Here is a 19,322-nt window from a genome sequence, read left to right on the forward strand (position 1 = left end):
GAAAAAGATGGAGAAGAAACAAAGTATACTATCACAAATTATCCGTATTACTTTTACATTTCTAGTGTTGTGTGGACTTGTATACCCACTTATTGTTACTGGTATTGCACAAGCAGTAATGAAGGATAACGCGGATGGAAGTCTAATATATAATGATAAAAATGAAGTGATTGGTTCTAAATTAATTGGTCAAAACTTCACGGATCCACGTTATTTTCAAGGGCGTGTTTCTAGTATTGAATATAAGGCTGAAGCATCTGGTTCAAATAACTATGCACCATCTAATCCAGATTTAGCAAAGCGAGTAGAGAAAAGTATTGCGGACTGGAAGGAAAAAAATCCAGCTGTTCCGGTTACAGAAATACCAATAGATTTAGTGACAAATTCAGGTTCAGGGCTTGATCCTGATATTAGTCCAAAGGCGGCCTCGGTGCAGGTGGATCGCATCTCGAAATTAACGAATATTCCGAAAGAAAAACTTAATCAATTGATTAAAGATCAAACAGAAGGTGCTGCGCTTGGTTTATTTGGAGAGACCCGCGTAAACGTCTTAAAGTTAAATTTGGCATTACAGAAATTAATGAAATAGTAACAGTGCTACCTCAATCTAATGGATTGAGGTAGCGTTGTTTCGAATGAAAGGTAGTGTTTATTTTGTATGCAGATGATTATGAACCGAAGTTTCAAAGGCGAACGCCAGAGGAATATTTAGAATATATTCGTCAGCAAAATCGCGGAAAGTTAAAGCTATATGTAGGAGCAGCTCCAGGCGTAGGAAAAAGTTATAAAATGCTCTTTGATGCAAGGGAAATGAAAAAAGATGGAATTGATATTGTAATTGGTTTAATTGAAACGCATGGAAGAAAAGAGACGGAAGAAGCAATTGCTGATTTAGAAAAATTTCCTTTGAAAGAAATACAGTATAAAGGAAAGGTATTTTATGAGCTTGATGTGGAAGGAATAAAAAAACGCGCGCCGCAAGTAGTTGTAGTGGATGAACTTGCGCATAGTAATGTTCCTGGTTCTAAACATAAGAAACGTTATATGGATGTGCAGGAATTGTTAGAGGCTGGTATATCGGTATTATCAGCTTTTAATATTCAACATTTAGAAAGTGTTCATGATATTGTAGCTCAAATTACGAATGTAAAAGTAAGAGAACGAATTCCAGATTTTATTTTACAAAAAGCAAATGAAATTCAGCTCGTTGATGCAACGCCCGAGGTATTAAGGAAGAGACTAATAGACGGAAAGATATATAAAGAAGAAAAAATTCAGCAAAGCTTACAAAACTTCTTTACACTTAATAACTTAGGAGCACTTAGGGAATTATCACTTCGAGAAGTTGCGGATGATATGGACGAGAAAATTAGCCAAACAGTAATAGAACCGATTGGCGTAAAAGAAAAAATTCTCGTTTGTGTACAATACAGTTCAACAGCGGAGAAATTAATACGACGGGGATGGCGCATGGCTGATCGGTTAAATGCTGAATTGTACGTATTAAACGTTGAGAGGGAAAATATAGATTCTATTTCAGCTGGAAAAAAGCAGACGATTGAAGAGTGGAAGGCGCTCACGAATCAATTTGATGCGAGTTTTGTATTAGAAGAAGCAAAGGGAAGAAAGCCAGCGGATGTTATTATTGAAGTCGCGAAAAGATTGCAAGTAACACAAATTTTACTTGGGCAATCAGCGAGAACGCGGTGGGAAGAAATTCGAAAAGGTTCTATTGTAAATGAAATTATGAGACAAACAAAGTATATTGATATTCATATTGTTGCGGATCAAAGAGGGTAAAATAGAGCCGACATTTTTGGGGCTCTATTTTAATTTTTGTACAGCATGAAGGCTTAGCATTTTCATTGTATATAAGATTACAAGTAAAAACATAATTGCGCCTAGGAAGAAAATCCAAAAGTAATTTTGGTTAAATAAAAGAAATCCACCTATAAGTGGCCCTGTGCCCATACCAAGATAGCGGATGAAGTTGTACATACCGATAGCTGTTGCGCGTTCTTGTACGAATTCTTCTGTTAATAAAGTGGTGTGAGTTGGCATAGAAAGTCCCATACTAAAACCGTACAAAGATGTAACGATAATGATAAATGGGATATTGATGTTATATGTGAAAGAGAATAAAACGACACATATAATATTGAAGAAACTCGTAATAAATAAAGCTTGCTTTGTTGTGAGGCGTTTTTGCAAAAATTTGTAGCAAAAACTTCCTAGCATGATAGAAAGAGACATTGGTACAAACATAAGACCAATTTTATTTACAGTTAAATGAAATGAATTTGTTAAAATACTCGGTAAAAAAACGAGAAAGCAAAAGTAAATACAAAATTGAATGAAGCCAATAAGAGTAATAGAAAATCCAGTTTTATTTTTTAAGATAAGAGAGTAATTCTTTTGTGCTTTAGATTGTTTAATTATATTTGGCTTTGTTTCTGGGAGTAGTGAAATGTTTATAATTAATAAGATAATGCCAAGTGTAGATAAAAAGAGAAATACAGATAAGTGACCATTTATACTGCCAAGATAACCACCTATGAGAGGAGCCATTGCAGGTGCGAGGGCAAGTAACATTTGGTATAGGCTCATCGCTTCTCCGCGTTCTTTTCCTTCAAATAAATCGCCGATAATCGTTGCTGAAACTACAGGTATAGCCGCTATTCCTATAGCTTGAACAGCTCTAAAAAAGAGAAATAAATAAATGTTTGCCGAAAAAGCACATCCGATTGAACCAATTGTACTAATGACTAAACTAGGAATAAGGACAGATTTTCTTCCTTTTGTATCAATTAAAGGTCCATATACGAGCTGCATAATTGCAAGAACGAATGTGAAAAGTGAAACGGTTATATTTACAAGATAAAGAGAAGTGTGAAAAGAATTTTGAATCATCGGTAAGATAGGTGTGTAAATATTTTGCGCGAAGGAACCGAATAAGGCACTAATACAGACAACATATAAAATAAAAGTTAGTTTAGAGTTTTTCATCATGTTAACCTCCTTGTGATTTAGTTTCCTCGGAAACTAAATTTATTTTAACATGATTTTCTTACTTGTAAAGATGAAAAAATGGTTTTAAAATGGTATATAGTTAAATTGTTTCTTTGGAAACTTAGGAGGCGAACGGATTGAAGCATGCAACGAAGCAAATGGAAATACTTTCGGACATTCGTACACTTTTGCATAAAAAAGAAGAACATTTAAAACGACGAAATGAGAAGTTTCTTCGTGAGACAGGCGTAAGTAGTATGTCTTTATCTGAGTTACATGTAATCGAATGTATCGGAAAAAATGGTTTGATGAATGTAAAGGCAATTACGACAGAAATGGGCATGACGAAGGGAGCAATCTCTAAAATTTGTACAAAGTTGTTTCAAAAGCAATTCGTTGAGAAGATGCAAATGTTAGATAATCAAAAAGAAATCTTCTTCAGCTTAACGGAGAGTGGGAATGAAATATATAAAGCTCATGAAAAATTGCATAAGCAAGCTGAAGAAAAGTGGTTGTTACTTTTAGATGGATATACGAAAGAAGAGCAAGACTTTATTCAAAGGTTTATAAAGGATGTCTCCGGTCATTTGGAAATATAATTGGAAGAAAAAACTCCTTTTTCTCAAGACTTTTAAATATAATTTCTGAAAGAACTCATATATAATAGAAAAAGATACTTAACATGGTGAATAATTAAAGAGTCAATATATATAGAGGAGAGAGTAACATGCTTGAAAATACGGGGTTAGTATTAGAAGGCGGCGGTATGCGTGGTGTATACACGGGCGGGATATTAGAATACTTTATGGAACAAGATTTATATTTTCCATATGTAATCGGTGTATCAGCTGGTGCTTGTCATGCAGCGTCGTATCTTTCCAGACAAAGAAATAGAAATAAAACGGTCAATATTGATTATGCATCACATCCGAAATATTTATCGTATAAAAATTTATGGAGAAAACGTCAGCTATTTGATATGGATTTCATTTTTCATGAAATTCCAGAAAAGCATGTGCCGTTTGATTTTGAAACATACTTTAATAGCCCAGAACGTTTCCTTGTAGGAACGACGGATTGTGAAACAGGACAGTCTGTTTATTTTGAAAAAGAAGGAACGAATGATGATGCACTAAATTTATTACAAGCGTCTAGTTCATTGCCTTTCATTGCACCAGTAGTAAATTATCGTGGTAAGCAACTGTTAGATGGCGGGATTTCTGATCCAATTCCAGTTCGTAAAGCACAGGAAGATGGATTTAAAAAATCAGTCGTAATTTTAACGAGAAATCATGGTTACGCAAAGAAAAAATCAAGATTTGGATGGGTTGCAGCGAAAGCTTATAAAAAATATCCGAACCTTGTGAACACGATGCTAAATCGTTATGAAGTGTATAATGAAACACTTCACTATATTGAAAAAGAAGAACAAGCTGGGAATTTATTTGTTATTCGTCCAGAAGTACCGCTTCAAGTAGATCGTATGGAAAAAGATACAGCAAAATTACAAAATTTATACGAGCAAGGCTATGAAGATGCAAAGAGGCAATTTGCAGATTTGCAGGCGTTCTTGCAAAAATAAATATTAGGCTGTGGAGATGGAGTTCTCTGCAGTCTTTTTATGTATAAAAAAATCCCTCTTTATGAGAGATTTTAATGTGGTAAGAATATCAATTGATAAGCAAACAAAATTCCAAATACATATACAAGTGGGTGAACAGCACGGAATTTACCTTTTGCCACTTTCATAAGTGGGTATGAAATAAATCCAAGTGCGATACCTGTTGCGATACTTGATGTAAGTGGCATGCTTAAGATTACTAAGAATGCTGGGAATGCTTCATCAAATGCATCCCAATCGATGTGGCGAACTGAACCCATCATAAGACTACCAACGATAATTAATGATGGAGCAGTAATAGCTGATACACCAGAAACAGCACTTACTAATGGTCCGAAGAATGCTGCTAATGCGAATAGAACAGCTACTGTAACAGTTGTTAAACCAGTACGACCACCAGCTGCAACACCAGCAGATGATTCAATGTAAGCTGTTGATGGTGTCGTTCCGAACATAGAACCAATAGTTGCTGAGAATGAGTCAGATAGAAGAGCTCGTCCTGCTTTTGGAAGCTTTCCGTCTTTCATAAATCCACCTTGTTGTGCAACGCCAAGTAATGTACCTGTTGTATCGAATAGTGTAACAAGGAAGAATGAGAATACAACGCCGTATAATCCGTAGTTAATTACGTCAGATACAGCAGTAATTGGATTTGAAACGATAATTCCTTCTGGTAATCCAGGCATTGATGTAACACCGTTTGAGAATGTTAACTGTCCTGTGAAGAAAGCGATAATACCAGTTAATAGCATACCAATAAATAGTGCGCCATTTACATTTAAAGACATAAGAACAATAGTAATTCCAAGCCCAGCCAATGCTAGTAGAACTGGAGCAGAGTGAAGATCACCAAGTCCAACTAAGTTTGCATCATTTTTTGTAACGATACCTGTTAAACGTAAACCGATAAAGGCGATGAAAAGACCGATACCAGCAGTAATTGCATGTTTTAAGTTTTCAGGAATTGCTTCCATTAATTTTGTACGGAAAGATGTGAATGATAACAAAATTAAAATCATACCTGCTACGAATACAGCAGAGAATGCAATTGCGAAAGTCATGCCTTCATGCGCTTTTACAACAGAGTAAGAGAAGTAAGCATTTAATCCCATACCTGGCGCGATTGCGATTGGTAAGTTTGTAAAGATTGCCATAAATAATGTTCCGACAACAGCAGCGATAATTGTTGCTGTAAATGCTTGTTCAAATGGAACACCTGCATCTCCAAGGATAACAGGGTTTACGACAATGATATATGCCATTGTTAAGAAGGTAATAATACCTGCCATAATTTCAGTTTTAATAGAAGTTTTATGTTTTGAAAGGTTAAACATATAAACATCCTTTCTGTTTACGAATAATTTTCACAACAGTTATATATAATATTCGTTTTTTATCTATTTTGCAATAGTTTTGCATAAAAAGTTTATAACAATTCATATTTTGTGTCTTAAATTCGAATATTAATCGTAAAACGATGTGTGAATTTCAGCTTTTTATTGTGCACATGCTAAGGAAAAGGAGTTGAAAGCGGCTATGCCACAGCAAAAAAACTTTATAACAATGCCTGCGCAACATCAAAATAAGCAGCCAGGTATTGAATCATTAATGAGCCCCCTTCCGCAGTTTGAAGATGCAAACTATAAAGGAAGTGAAAAGTTAAAAGGGAAGAATGTGTTAATTACGGGAGGAGATAGCGGAATTGGACGAGCAGTTTCCATCGCTTTTGCAAAAGAGGGAGCAAATGTTGCGATTGCTTATTTAGATGAGGAAGAAGATGCAAATGAGACGAAACAACGTGTTGAAAAAGAAGGTGTAAAGTGTGTATTGTTGCCGGGGGATTTGAGTAATGAACAGCATTGTAAAGATATTGTGGAAGAGACCGCCCGGCAGTTAGGTAGTTTAAATATTTTAGTGAATAACGTTGCACAGCAATATCCGCAGCAAGGGCTAGAGTATATTACAGCAGAACAGCTAGAAAAAACATTTCGTATTAATATTTTTTCTTATTTTCACGTTACGAAAGCAGCCCTTTCTCATTTGAAGAAAGGGGATGTCATTATAAATACGGCATCTATCGTTGCATATGAAGGAAATGAAACGTTAATTGATTATTCCGCAACGAAAGGAGCAATCGTAGCTTTTACAAGATCACTTTCTCAATCGTTAGTGCAAAAAGGGATTCGGGTAAATGGTGTTGCACCAGGCCCGATTTGGACACCGCTTATTCCATCGAGCTTTGATGAGAAGAAAGTCTCTCAGTTTGGGAGCAATGTTCCGATGCAAAGACCTGGTCAACCATATGAATTAGCGCCGGCATACGTATACTTGGCATCTGGTGATTCATCCTATGTTACTGGGCAAATGATACATGTAAATGGGGGCGTTATTGTAAATGGATAGTTTTCATTTATAAGAGCAAAGTAATGTTAATTCCACTTATTATAGGGAGCGCTAGGGGGGATATAGCTGAAAAAGTTATGTTTCATCATACTATTATTTTTCATCCTACCGGTTAGTGCTTTTGCTAATACAGATCATTTAATATTAGTAAATCTTACGACGAACCAGTTGTCTTTTTTTGAAAATGGAAATTACACAAAAACATTTCCAGTAACGACTGGAAGAGATCGTACACCTACGCCTGAAGGTAATTTTTGTATTATAACTAAATTTAAAAATAAAGAATACCATCGAAAAAAAATACCTGGGGGTGCACCGAATAACCCTCTTGGTACGAGGTGGCTTGGACTAGATAAGAATGAATATGCAATTCACGGGACGAACCGGGAATGGACGATTGGAAGTAGGGAATCAAATGGCTGTATTCGTATGCATGACAGGGATATACAATGGTTATATGACCGAGTACAATTACAAACAAAAGTAATCATTTCTCGTTTTCATACGAGCCCCGAATATGAAGCGAATAAACTTGGTTATCGCGTTGTGAGCTGGAATGGTCGAAAAATAGAAAAAGAACAAATTGGAGTACTTACGTTAGTAGACCGCGCGGATATATATTGGCAAGAACCAAATGGACAGTTAACGAAAGTGGAAACGGTATTGCCAAATGAAAGATATCCAGTGTACTCAAAACGAAAAGATGGAATATATTATATAGGAAACAATTCGTATATTATAGATGAAACAGGAGAGAAAGTTCGTTACGAGCAAATTCCTTCTTCGATTTTAAGTAATATATATAAACGGAAATACAATGTTCCGTAATGGCTACCGTATTATAGACGGTAGCTTATTTATACTTGGAGTTTAACTGCAACTATTGTATTTTGCTGAATATAATACAGTACAGATAGGGGGCGGTTATATTATGAAAAGTGAATTTGCGTTTAAAGTTTTCTTAGTAACGACCTGTTTATTTATCGTGTATTTATATGCGTTTCTCGTCTTTTCTTTTTATGTTCCATATGTTGATTTAATATTATTCTTCGGATTTATTTGGGCGTTTGTGAAAGCGAGGGAAGGAGAGAAGAGTATATATCGGCGCATTACCCTATGCGGGACGGCCGTTCTCGTTATTTTGTACTTTTTTATTATGCATGATTTTTGGAGAGGAATGTAAAAAAAGCATACGATTAATCGTATGCTTTTATATCTGTTAATGATGGAAGAGAGGCAATTGCACCGTAATTTGTACATGTGATAGCACCTACTTTATTTGCAAAGGAGATAAATGCTGTTAAGTCTTTGAAATGATACGAAAGTGTATGTTCACTTTGGGCAATCTGATATAACATTGCTCCAACGAAAGCGTCACCAGCACCAGTTGTATCGACTTGTTGAATGGAAATAGAAGAGACAATAGTTTGACCTTCATTTGTCGCAAGAAGGGTACCGTCTTTTCCAAGTGTAATAGCTACTACTTTTGCGCCATAATTTAATAATTTGAGTGCAGCTTGTTGTAAATCACTCTCTTTAGAGAGCATAGTAGCTTCCTCTTGACTTACTTTTACGAAGTGTGCATGTTTTATAAAGGTTAGACAATCTTGAGAGAATTGTTCTGTATTTGTAATGAGTGCACTTCGATAATTTGGATCAAAAGAAATAAAATGCCCTTTATCTTTCGCATATTGTAACAACTGAAAATACGTTTCTTTTAATGGGCTTGATAGTAAAGCTGTCGCTGAACCGAAATGTATTAAATCATTCGTTTGTATTTTTGATAAATCAATGCTATTGAATTGATATTCACCATCTGCACCACGCATAAAAGTAAAATCACGTTCGCCATCTTGATCGATGGATACGAATGCAAGTGTTGTTTGTTTATCTTTTATGAGCATGGATGTATCGACTTGCGCACGCTGTAAAGTTTGTTCAAGAAACTCACCAAATGGGTCGTTTCCTACTTGCCCCATAAATGTAGCGTGTCCACCTAATTTTGTAATCGCAGCAGCAACGTTAGCGGGTGCTCCACCAGCTTTTTTTTCGAAATCTGAACCGTTTACTAAAGAAACATTAGTATTTCGGCACACAAAATCAATTAATAGTTCACCTATACAAAAGACATTTCTCATACAATCCCTCTTTTCAGCTTATATTGTGTGATGGTAAAGTTTAATTTTGCATCTGAAAAGATTGCGATATGATGTTTCATGTCTTTTCGAGGAAAAACTCGGGACGTAAAGACTGTTGAACCATCGTATAAGAAAATTTCCACGATGCTTTTATCTACAAATATTTGTAGTTCTATCGTATCTTGAATATCTATTTTTTTACAGCGTTCAAATCCATATTCTCCGCCAAATTGATGGTAGAAGTTGCCCCTGTCTATAGAAATAGTACCTTGTTCCCGATTAAATGTAATGGGGAAACATTCCTCCTCATTGTGGAAGAGAGAAAGACCAAAACGTTTTGCATCTTCTGTTTTAAGTGTAACAATTAATTCATAGGAGTCTTCATCATCAAGCGTTGATAATACATTTAATCCAGCTGTTATATCTCCTGAAATGTCTTTTTTTGTTGTTCGTAGTTTTGTTAATTCTGAAACTGGTTTTTGTTTTAAGATGTTATCTTCTAATGTTAATTCACGTGGAAGTGTTAGGCAATGAGCCCACATATAATCATCAGAAGGATATGTGATTTCACTTGATCCTGCCCAAGCAAACAATAGGCGACGACTAGTAGAGTCTTCTAAAGTTTGAGGGGCATAAAAATCGAACCCTTTATCAGCTTCGTAATAGGAATCAACATGGAAATATAAATTTTTAATATCGAAATGGCCTATAGCATAAACGACATTGTATACATTGTGAAAGTTTTCTCCGTCTTTTTCAATTCCTTGCGGTGAAAAGAGAAGTACATCTTTCCCTGATAATTGGAAGTAATCGGGGCATTCCCACATAAATCCGAATTCTTTTAAGTTTGTTGTAATTTCGCCTTGGAAATGCCAATTGTATAGGTCTTGTGATTTGTATAGTAATAGAGTTCCTATTTTATTTTCACGTTGGGCACCGAGTAACATATAGTACATATCATTATGTTTCCAGACTTTTGGATCACGTACATGTTTTGTATATCCGTCAGGAATTATATCAATAACAGGATTATTACTATATTTCGTCATCGTATATTGTGAATCCATTGTTGCCATACATTGTTTTGCATCACGGGAATCATCAGGCTTTTTTATATTCCCTGTATAAAGTAGATGAAGAAGGCCATCTTTTACGATAGCACTACCAGAATATGCACCGTGTGATTCATAGCTTTCAGTAGGGATGATGGCTACAGGCATACGCTCCCAGTTAATAAGGTCTTTTGACCTCACATGCCCCCAATGCTTCATTCCATGAATGGGACCAAATGGATACCACTGATAAAAAACGTGATATTCATCATTGTAGTATGATACACCGTTAGGATCATTCATTAATCCAAATGGTGGGTGGATATGATAAATTGGTTTCCATGAATCTTGGTTTGCAATTTCATATAAAGAATGTAATTCGTCTTTATTAGATTGCAGTATTGTTTTATATTTTGACATAGGTTTTCACCCCGTTATTATTTACTTTCTTTATATAAAATGAATGTGGCAACAAAAGCAGTGATAACTGCAATAGCGAAACCAATTATATAGTGAATCATGTTCATCATGCCAAGAGGTGCAACAATTGTAAGCATCGGAATACCTGTTAAACCGTATGCATTAGCCGCTACTTGCATCCAAACAACGTAAGCGCCTCCAATTGCGCCGCCAATAGCTGCTGCAATAAATGGTTTACCAAGTTTTAAATTGACACCAAAAATAGCTGGTTCTGTAATTCCTAAAAATGCTGAAGCTGCTGCTGGAATTGCAATTTCTTTCGTTTTTTTGTTTTTTGTTTTGAAATAGACAGCTAAAGTAGCACCGCCCTGTGCAACGTTCGCCATTGACCAAATAGGGAGTAAGAAATTGACACCGATATCTTTATTTGCGAGTAAGCCCGCTTCAATAGCGTGGAAGCTATGATGTAAGCCAGTAAGAACAATTGTTGAATACAATCCACCGAATATAAGTCCAGCTACTGGTCCTGCAAATTGATAAATTGTATTTAAAAGGTACGTAATGCCGTCACCGATTTTATATCCAATTGGTCCGATAATAATAAGTGATAAAAAGCCAGTTATAATAATTGTTAAGAATGGTGTAACTAATAAATCTAAAGAGTTCGGAACACGTTTTCGAAGTTCTTTTTCAATTGTACTCATAACATATACACATAATAAAATAGGTAAAACAGTACCTTGATAGCCAATCATATCAATATCCATACCAAGGAAATGTAAAACTGTGGGTTTTGCATTTGAAAGAGTCCAAGGATTTGTTAAGCTTGGGTGAGTTAATATACCACCAACAACTGCACCTAAGAAAATGTTTCCACCAAATTCTTTAGCGGCACTAACTCCAATTAAAATAGGTAAAATGATGAAAGCTGCACTTGAGAACATATCAAGTAATTGGATAAGTGAGTGATCTCCAGGAACTAATTTAAACGCTTTCAACATTCCGAGTAGACCCATAAGTAAACCGCTTGCAACGATAGCTGGAATAATTGGAACAAAAATATTAGATAGTGTCTTTGCTAGGCGGGCGATAGGATTCATTTTTTTCTTAGGTATATCGTTTGATGTTGTAGAATCTAGTTCGGCTATTCCAATTAGTTTTGAGAATTCATCATATACTTTGTTTACTATGCCAGTTCCAAAAATAATTTGATATTGCTCGGTCGTTGCAAAAGCACCTTTTACTCCATCGATGTTTTCGATTTCTGCAGCGTTTATTTTCGTATCATCCTTTAATATAAGACGAAGGCGAGTCGCACAATGTGTGGCACGAACAATGTTTTCCTTTCCACCAATATTCTGTATTACTTGAGTTGCAATTTGTTTCATATCCATAAAAATTCCCCCTTACTATAAATTCTCTTTTATGGAACCGGTTCCGCAATAAGTTAAAATAAAAAACAGGGAAATGATGTTGAAAATCCTGTTTTTAAAATGTGGAACCGGTTTTAATTTTATTATAGAGCGCCTTTATATTTTGTCAACGCTTTCTTGGATTTTTAATGTATAACGGGAGTGTAATATTTTTGGTATAGTTTTGTTTTCAACAAGCTGTGAAAGAGAAGTGGCAGCAAGCTTTCCAGCATACTCATAGTCAAACGCAATTGTCGTTAAACTAGGGTGTACCATTTCTGAAATATCATATCCACCGAATCCTGTTACAGAAATATCACCTGGTACAGAAAGAGAGTGGGAGTGAATGACTTTCATTGCGCCAAGAGCGATGTTATCTGTAGCACATACGATAAGAGTTGGGCGATTATTATCTAAAATATGTTGTACTTGTTTCATGGCATCTTCTATGCGGAAAGTTGTTTCGTAATATGAAACGTTGCAAGTCGGTTCTAAATTTTCAATTGCTTTTTGAAAGCCATTTTTTCGATTTATTCCAACAGAAATATCATCTTTTTCTATCCCTAAATAGGCAATATGTCGATGGCCTTGCGATAAAACGTATGCCCCTAACTCATAAGCTGCATCATAATCATCGTGAACGAGGCAATATTGATCTTTATATTCTTGCCCGACGAATAAAATAGGGATGTTTGAATTAGCCATAATTTTTTGATGTTCATTCGTCAATGTTTTTGTTAATAAAATAATGCCAGCTACCTTTTGTTTTATAAAGTTTTCAATTGCTTGTATTTCAGTTCCGGTTGTTTGATTTGCATTTGCTACAAGCATTTGATAGTTATTTTCCTGTAATGTTTTATCGATCCCGATAAGTGTTTTCATTGTAGCGAAGGAGTCTAATCGGGGGATGATGACACCAATTAAATTTGTTGTTTTTGCTTTTAAACTTTGAGCAAATGTATTGGGAGAGAAATTTGTTTCTTGAATAATACCTTCGATTTTAAGTTTTGTTTTATCACTTACATATCCGCCGTTTAAGTAACGAGAGACTGTGCTTTTTGCAACTCCAGCCAATTTGGCGATATCTGCAATTGTTTTAGCCATAGTATTTCACCTTCGTATTCATAAAAATGTTAACTTTATTATAGGGAGAATTAGAGATGACGTAAACAAGAAGAGGGAAAGAAAAAACCACCTCACGTATATGAGGTGGAATAATTGTTAATATCTAGGCTTAAATGTATGACAACAAGTCTCTACACTCGTTGCTACAGAACTTTCTAGCGTCTCGTTTGTTAAAACAGCAGCTGTATATGAATCATTTTCAGTTTGACCAGTTTCATCTGCATCAGGCTGAACGATGATCGCACTTGCTTGACAAAAGTTACCTTGTCCCCAAAAAGAACAGTTGGAAACAGAACATCTTACTTCTGGCATAAAACCCCCTCCTTATACATTAGTGTGGGATTTTACGCCCATTTCATGTGTAGAAGGAGTTTCCTTTTCTAATTACTTTTTCGTTTGTTCAAGCCATTTTTTTAATTTGTCTTTCGGCTGTTCACCGCTAATACGGCTCACTTCTTTGCCATCTTTAAAATGAATGATTGTTGGTGTACCTTGAATTTTATATTCATCCCAAGGAGCATCTAATTTTTCAATATCCATAACTTTCATATCAACGTTCAAGTCTTTAGCCATTGGCACTACGACAGGAGATAATTTTTGGCAATGAACGCAAGATGTTTGATAAAAGTATACTGTTTCTTCTTTTTTCTCTTTTAAGTTCTTTTGAAGATCTGAAAGAGAAATTTTATTTGTGTAGTAGTCAGGACCATCTGTTTGACTACCAGTAGCATTATCAATTTTTTGGCTAGTTGAAGCGTTTTTTTCTTCCATTTGTGTTACAGCGAAAATTGCCGCAAACAAGGCGATAATAATACCACCAAATATAAGCATTTTTTTCATTCTTTCATCTCCTTATTTGTTTTTGATGACAATAAAGCTACAAACAGCGATTGTAATAAAGCCGATAAGTGCTAAAAACGGGATTGTCACAAAACCGAACCAGTTTATGTATTCTCCCGTACATGGTACACGTCCACAAGCTGCCCCAGCAGCTGAAAATGCTGCGACTTTTTGAATTGCATAGTGATATAAAGAAATACAAGCACCAATAGTTGCGATTGGTAAAGAATAACTTGCAATGCGATAATCTTTCTTTGCTACAGCGATACCAAGCCATAAAACGAATGGATACATAAAAATACGTTGATACCAACAAAGAACACAAGGCTCAAATTTCATGATTTCGGAAAAGTACAGACTTCCTAGTGTAGCGATAAAAGAAGCTCCCCATGCGGTAAGTAAAGCATATTCTTGCTTTTTTTCTCGTCCCATATTTTATACCTCTCTTATAATAGTTACATACTAAATTATAGTATGAAGTAGTATGGAAAAGAAAGAAAAAATATGTTTATCAATAAAAGTTTTATAAGGAGAAACTTTTATTGATATAAACATTTTAAAAAAGCGCCATTCTCCGGAAGAGAATAGCGCTATATTTTACATTTGAATTTGTTCTACTTCTTCTACATGCGACTTTTGGGATGCGTGGTCAATATATTGAAATAGGAGCTGCAATTGTTTATCAACTTCTGGAAGTTCTTTACTGTATTGATAAGCGTGTAAAAAATGCTCAATACGTTTAGAAAATAATTGATCGTTCGTTTGAACCATGAGAACGAGTAATTTATCCCAATTACAGCAATACGTGTAATAGAGAGCTTTATCATAGTCGTTATATGTTTGCACTGTGTACCCTCCTTACCGAGAGTTATATATAGTGTGTGATAAGTAAGGGGAAATACACTTGAAAGAATTTGTTAAGAAAAAAAGTGAATGAAAAGAAAAAACGAGGAGTTTCCTCGTTTTTTAAGCTTTTGGCATTGGCGTAGGTGTTGGTTTGCCATAGCCTTCTTTGTATTTATTATCGATATAGTTACGAATTTCAAGCGTTGATTTTCCTTTTTGTTTCATGGAAGCAGATTCAACTGCGATTTCTAGGCAATTGACGCAAGTCGTTGCATGGGAGTCCCAAACAACTTCACCATTCTTTTTAATTTCACGAATAAAGCAGTTTTTATTATTTTTATGTCCTACACTTTCACCGCAACCACAATAGCATGGAATCCAATCTAATAGCTCTGCATTTTGTCCAGCGACGGTGTAGATATCTTTCATTTGTGGATCAAGCTTATCTAGGAAGGTCGGAAGTGTGTCGACTCCTTTTGTTTTCTCTTGAATGTCAGCTTGCTGAGTGTGCGATGCGTGGTCATGTTCTTCTTGTTTTGATTCAGAAGATTTTTGGTCATGTGTACCAGTACTTCCGCATCCAGCAAGAATTAAGCTTAATACTGCAAGTAAAGAAAATACATACTTTTTCATTCGCTTGTCCCCTTTACAAATGTATTAATCAAATTGTATCAGACTAAGGGACACCTAGGGAGAAGTTTTTTTTGAACGATTTTTGAAGTGCCATCGTAATGAATGGAATAGAAATAAAATTGGGATATAAGCGTATACAATATATAAGCCAGCTTGAGAAAGCACTGTATTTAATGTATTGATACTTTCGCGGTTTGTGAAAAATAATGAAGCTATAAAGACGATGGAAATAAAAAATGGTAATGTAAATTTAAATGAAATATGAAAGGAACGCTTCATCGTTTGACATGATGACCAAATAGTTAAACAAAGGTTCGGCAAAATAATTAAAAACCAAACAAAAATAATAATATATTCAAACCGTTGAATGAAAGGGACTTTAATTATTTTTAACATCGTTAAAGTAGGCCATATAGTACGATTTAATTGTCCCTCGCTATAATACATAAAGGACACGATGGCTAAAACTACATAAATTAAGGTACTAAAAACAATTCCTGCATGGGCCCATCGCTTTAAAGATTTTCCTTTTTCAATAAATGGATAGAAGATAAGGATTGTTTCAAAACCGAGAAATTCTAATGCAGATTGTTTTGCCGATATAAGTATGTCAAAAGGTGAATGGGTAAAAATAGGTAAAATATTACGAAAATGTGCATATTTCATTGGATAAATTAAAAAGAATACAACGAAAAGAGGAAGAATGACTCCCCAAAAGCATATTCCTGTCACTGAGCGAAATCCACCTTTTATAATATAGCAAGTCACTAATAAAAACATAAGCGTAAGTTTCCATAATTTAATGGTAGGGAAAATCCAAACTTGTATTACTTCCATATATGTACGAAGAACAGTAAGGCAAAATAATAAGCAATAAAGAGTAAAAATTACAGAAAATATGGATCCAAGCCACTTTCCAAAGGTTGTTGTATGAATGCTAATTAAATCTCCGTCTTTTTCAAGCATTTTTAGCATACAAAACAGTACAATATGAGTTGCAATCCCGGCAATAATAAGAGAAATCCAAGCATCATAACCTGCATTTTTTAAAATTACACGTTGATATCCGAGAATTCCTATTCCGATTTGAAGAGAATGCAGTAAAATAAATGCAAAATATGGAGAGACTGTTTTTGTTTTATTCATTGTATTCATTGCTTATTTCACCTCACTATTCCCCGATTCCAGATTGTACAATATTAAGATCTAAATTTATATCCACCGCTACATTTTTATACATATTTCGAATTTGTTTTATATTCCATTTTCTCGTATGGCTTCTAATTTCATCTCGTATTCCTAAAGGATCAATTTCTTTTTCTTGAAATTTTTTTATTAAATATTCACAGTCTTTTTCAACATTTCGTTCAATTTGTTTCTTTATATAGTTGATATTTGTTTCTTTTCTTAAATCAATCCAATTAGGAGAGTTTTTTATTAAACCATTTAATTTTAAATGGATTTTTACTTTTGGTATGTCGCCAGTTTGATCTATATTATACTTATTTTCCCCAGCTAAGTTTTGTATAACAACCATACCTTTATGTTTATCCTTTGTTATTGCTGCTTCGTAACGTCCATTTTTCGTAGGATTAATAAGTAATTTTGCTAAAACAGAATGTCTTTTATCCGTATACATGACGACTTTATCGCCTTTTAAAAAGGCAAGTCCTTTGACAGCGACAGAATGATTATCGTCCATTTTAATATAAGGAACATAGGCATCACATACGGAAGAGTAATAATTATATAAAAAAATGTTTAATTCGGTTTGTGGAATGTTTTCATTTCTTATATTTTGTTCGAGTAAATCAGCAATATATAAAGACCCATTTTTTTTTCCGTAATTTAAAAGATCTTCGGCCGTTCCATCTACAATTGCTAGTTGTACATCGCGCCCGATATTTGGGTCACGTTGTAAGTTAGTAATAATCTCTCCCATTCCGCGTTCTCCTAGAGCCTTTCCAAATAGGACGACACGCATTTGACCTACAACGACATTGTGAGGAGATTTTGCATTCAATCGTGAAGCAATTGTTTCAAGTGAACGGGCGGATGTTGTTTGAGTCTCTGGCTTAGACTTTACACCATGTGTGTACTCTGGGAATAGAATAGTTCCTTGGAATCTTTTGTTTTTTGTGATGTCAAATCCAGCGATATGAATAATACGTTGTGCATCCACTATATACGTTTGTGTACAGCCAGTTTGTAAAACGAAGAAGATAATGATAAGGTGCAATAAAACTTTTTTCATTCATTCTCACCATCACGTTTTTGCTTCGATTTGTTTGGATTATAGCGCCATTTTGATTTTGGTCTAAGAAAAGAAGGTCTTTGTGCCGTTTGACTAAATGGTAATCGAAGAAAACCTTCTGCTGTACCTAAACCACGAAATGGATATAAAGGTAACAAATAAGGTGATCCAAGTGATTTTAATTTAATTAAATGAGCTAAAATAAATACAAATCCGACAATAAGGCCTAATCCTCCGAATGCACCGGCTAAAAGAATAAGCGGAAAGCGTAACAACCGGATAGTAGAAGACATCTTTACGGTTGGTGTTGTGAAAGATGCAAGTGCGGATAAAGCAACTGCAATTAATAAAATTGTACTTGTCAAAGCTGCCTCCACGGATGCTTGGCCAATTACAATCCCCCCAACAATCCCGATCGTTTGTCCGACTTTTGTCGGTAAACGCGCTCCCGCTTCACGAAGCAATTCGATTGTAATTTCTAAAAAGAGTGCTTCTAGAATAGGAGGAAAAGGTACGTTAGCTCTCGAGAAAATAATAGGACCTAGTAAATCGGCAGGAATCATTTGATAATGATATGTTAAAGCCGCTGTATAAATAGCGGAGGAAAAAAGAGAAAATATAGCTCCGAAAAAACGAATAATACGAAAGAATGAACCAATCATCCACGGTAAATAATAGTCCTCTGGCGAAATAAAAAAATCCAGTAACGTTGTTGGTCCTGATAAAGCATATGGAGAGCCATCTGTTAAAATTAAAACTTCCCCGTTAATTAACGCAAATACAGCTCGATCTAATCGCTCTGTAGGTAATAAAACAGGAAAAGGTGAATTGCTATTATCACTAATAAATTGCTCAATCATAGTTGAATCAAATGGGACATCAAAGTCAATGTCTTCTAGCCGTTGTATTGCGATGTTGATAAATTCTTCATTTGTAACTCCTTCTATATAAGCAACTGCTACTTTCGTTTTTGACATAGATCCGACGGTAACTTCTTTAAAAATGAGTTGCTCCGTTACGATATTTCGGCGTAATAAGTGGATATTTGTATCAAGGTTTTCAACGAAACCGATTTTAGGTCCGATTACGCTATACTCATTTTCTGTATCGTTATATAATCGTTTTCCTAAAACAGTACTTTCGGCACGAATTAAAGCATATTGATCAGGATTCGAATTGTTTTTTAAGCGTATTAAAATATATCCACCTAATAATTTTTCACGAATATCATCAATAGAAGGGGAGGTAATAATGTCTTCAATAGAGATGATATTACATAAATCAGAGATGTTTTGGATTTGGTCCGATTCCTTTTTTAGAGGAGTTAAAATGAATTGTTTAATAATAAGTGCTTCCACGACAGATTTATAATAAAACAAGCACAACGTTTCATCTTTAAGTATGTTATAAGAGACAAAATCGCTTGATTCTTTCATGGTTTGTAAAAATTCTGGGATAGAACAAAGTGTTTTTGTATTAGTCTTTTTTGATTTTTTAGATGATAAACCGAACATTTTCTCACCCCTAACATATATCATTTACTTGTGTTAGTTTTTGGGAAAGACGGGA

General features: G+C 34.9%; 21 protein-coding genes. 7 read left to right on the plus strand and 14 right to left on the minus strand.

All coding sequences use genetic code 11. The features are described from left to right. Positions 1-7: 7 nt before the first annotated feature. Together kdpC and kdpDN are read left to right on the plus strand one after the other, a co-directional pair. Complete coding sequence (gene kdpC, locus V7S45_RS03920; protein WP_342761661.1) at positions 8-589, plus strand: K(+)-transporting ATPase subunit C; 582 nt, start codon at positions 8-10, stop codon at positions 587-589. A gap of 56 nt (positions 590-645) precedes the next feature. Then, entirely contained in the window at positions 646-1,800 is a 1,155-nt protein-coding gene (gene kdpDN, locus V7S45_RS03925; protein WP_080480383.1) for a KdpD-like non-kinase potassium sensor, read from the plus strand. Positions 1,801-1,824: 24 nt separating this feature from the next. On the opposite strand, the gene V7S45_RS03930 is transcribed toward kdpDN, so the two are convergent. Continuing rightward, positions 1,825-3,006 (minus strand): MFS transporter, encoded by a 1,182-nt coding sequence (locus tag V7S45_RS03930; protein WP_025687116.1) that lies wholly within the window; start codon positions 3,004-3,006, stop codon positions 1,825-1,827. Between the two features lie 140 nt (positions 3,007-3,146). On the opposite strand from V7S45_RS03930, the gene V7S45_RS03935 reads away from it, so the two are divergent. Next, positions 3,147-3,608: a MarR family transcriptional regulator gene (locus tag V7S45_RS03935; RefSeq protein WP_025687115.1), complete on the plus strand. Its 462-nt coding sequence runs from the start codon at positions 3,147-3,149 to the stop codon at positions 3,606-3,608. Between the two features lie 128 nt (positions 3,609-3,736). Further along, a complete protein-coding gene (locus V7S45_RS03940) occupies positions 3,737-4,591 on the plus strand; it encodes a patatin family protein (RefSeq protein WP_000892681.1) in 855 nt (284 codons plus the stop codon). Between the two features lie 71 nt (positions 4,592-4,662). Here V7S45_RS03940 and V7S45_RS03945 read toward each other — a convergent pair whose 3' ends face one another. Beyond that, the gene (locus V7S45_RS03945; protein ID WP_000482715.1) at positions 4,663-5,964 is read right to left on the minus strand and encodes an NCS2 family permease; all 1,302 of its coding nucleotides are present in this window, start codon (positions 5,962-5,964) and stop codon (positions 4,663-4,665) included. A gap of 202 nt (positions 5,965-6,166) precedes the next feature. Here V7S45_RS03945 and V7S45_RS03950 point away from each other — a divergent pair, with 202 nt between their 5' ends. The 3 genes from V7S45_RS03950 (at position 6,167) to V7S45_RS03960 (ending at position 8,216) form a co-directional block, all read left to right on the plus strand. Further along, positions 6,167-7,033 (plus strand): SDR family oxidoreductase, encoded by an 867-nt coding sequence (locus V7S45_RS03950; protein ID WP_001136261.1) that lies wholly within the window; start codon positions 6,167-6,169, stop codon positions 7,031-7,033. 66 nt (positions 7,034-7,099) lie between these two features. Next, positions 7,100-7,861 carry a L,D-transpeptidase gene (locus V7S45_RS03955; RefSeq protein ID WP_025687114.1) on the plus strand — a complete coding sequence of 254 codons (762 nt, stop codon included), beginning with the start codon at positions 7,100-7,102 and terminating at the stop codon, positions 7,859-7,861. A 103-nt stretch (positions 7,862-7,964) separates the two neighbouring features. Beyond that, positions 7,965-8,216 (plus strand): hypothetical protein, encoded by a 252-nt coding sequence (locus V7S45_RS03960; RefSeq protein ID WP_000834195.1) that lies wholly within the window; start codon positions 7,965-7,967, stop codon positions 8,214-8,216. Positions 8,217-8,229: 13 nt separating this feature from the next. On the opposite strand, the gene V7S45_RS03965 is transcribed toward V7S45_RS03960, so the two are convergent. The 12 genes from V7S45_RS03965 to V7S45_RS04020 form a co-directional block, all read right to left on the minus strand. Then, positions 8,230-9,171, minus strand: a complete 942-nt coding sequence (locus V7S45_RS03965) for a carbohydrate kinase (RefSeq protein WP_001246640.1) — start codon at positions 9,169-9,171, stop codon at positions 8,230-8,232. Then, positions 9,168-10,643: a beta-fructofuranosidase gene (scrB, locus tag V7S45_RS03970; protein ID WP_025687113.1), complete on the minus strand. Its 1,476-nt coding sequence runs from the start codon at positions 10,641-10,643 to the stop codon at positions 9,168-9,170. The genes V7S45_RS03965 and scrB overlap by 4 nt, the downstream gene beginning before the upstream one ends. A 17-nt stretch (positions 10,644-10,660) precedes the next feature. Then, positions 10,661-12,037, minus strand: coding sequence for a sucrose-specific PTS transporter subunit IIBC (locus V7S45_RS03975; protein WP_000367320.1), 1,377 nt, complete (start codon positions 12,035-12,037; stop codon positions 10,661-10,663). Between the two features lie 135 nt (positions 12,038-12,172). Beyond that, positions 12,173-13,159, minus strand: coding sequence for a LacI family DNA-binding transcriptional regulator (locus tag V7S45_RS03980; protein WP_001140402.1), 987 nt, complete (start codon positions 13,157-13,159; stop codon positions 12,173-12,175). A 117-nt stretch (positions 13,160-13,276) separates the two neighbouring features. After that, complete coding sequence (locus V7S45_RS03985; protein WP_001115482.1) at positions 13,277-13,492, minus strand: DUF1540 domain-containing protein; 216 nt, start codon at positions 13,490-13,492, stop codon at positions 13,277-13,279. A 72-nt stretch (positions 13,493-13,564) separates the two neighbouring features. Continuing rightward, complete coding sequence (locus tag V7S45_RS03990; RefSeq protein WP_252378198.1) at positions 13,565-14,020, minus strand: thioredoxin family protein; 456 nt, start codon at positions 14,018-14,020, stop codon at positions 13,565-13,567. A gap of 12 nt (positions 14,021-14,032) precedes the next feature. Continuing rightward, positions 14,033-14,452 carry a disulfide oxidoreductase gene (locus V7S45_RS03995; RefSeq protein ID WP_000532265.1) on the minus strand — a complete coding sequence of 140 codons (420 nt, stop codon included), beginning with the start codon at positions 14,450-14,452 and terminating at the stop codon, positions 14,033-14,035. Between the two features lie 165 nt (positions 14,453-14,617). Then, entirely contained in the window at positions 14,618-14,866 is a 249-nt protein-coding gene (locus V7S45_RS04000; RefSeq protein ID WP_001195459.1) for a YhdB family protein, read from the minus strand. A 120-nt stretch (positions 14,867-14,986) separates the two neighbouring features. Next, entirely contained in the window at positions 14,987-15,499 is a 513-nt protein-coding gene (locus V7S45_RS04005) for a PCYCGC motif-containing (lipo)protein (protein WP_025687110.1), read from the minus strand. A gap of 54 nt (positions 15,500-15,553) precedes the next feature. Continuing rightward, positions 15,554-16,654, minus strand: a complete 1,101-nt coding sequence (locus V7S45_RS04010) for a GerAB/ArcD/ProY family transporter (RefSeq protein WP_025687109.1) — start codon at positions 16,652-16,654, stop codon at positions 15,554-15,556. A gap of 16 nt (positions 16,655-16,670) precedes the next feature. Continuing rightward, a complete protein-coding gene (locus tag V7S45_RS04015; RefSeq protein ID WP_025687108.1) occupies positions 16,671-17,753 on the minus strand; it encodes a Ger(x)C family spore germination protein in 1,083 nt (360 codons plus the stop codon). After that, positions 17,750-19,267, minus strand: a complete 1,518-nt coding sequence (locus tag V7S45_RS04020) for a spore germination protein (protein WP_342761662.1) — start codon at positions 19,265-19,267, stop codon at positions 17,750-17,752. Before V7S45_RS04020 ends, V7S45_RS04015 begins: the two co-directional genes overlap by 4 nt. Between the last annotated feature and the right edge of the window lie 55 nt (positions 19,268-19,322).

The sequence above is a fragment of the Bacillus sp. BR3(2024) genome, assembly GCF_039134555.1.
In the GTDB taxonomy this organism is placed as follows: Bacteria; Bacillota; Bacilli; order Bacillales; family Bacillaceae_G; genus Bacillus_A; species Bacillus_A cereus.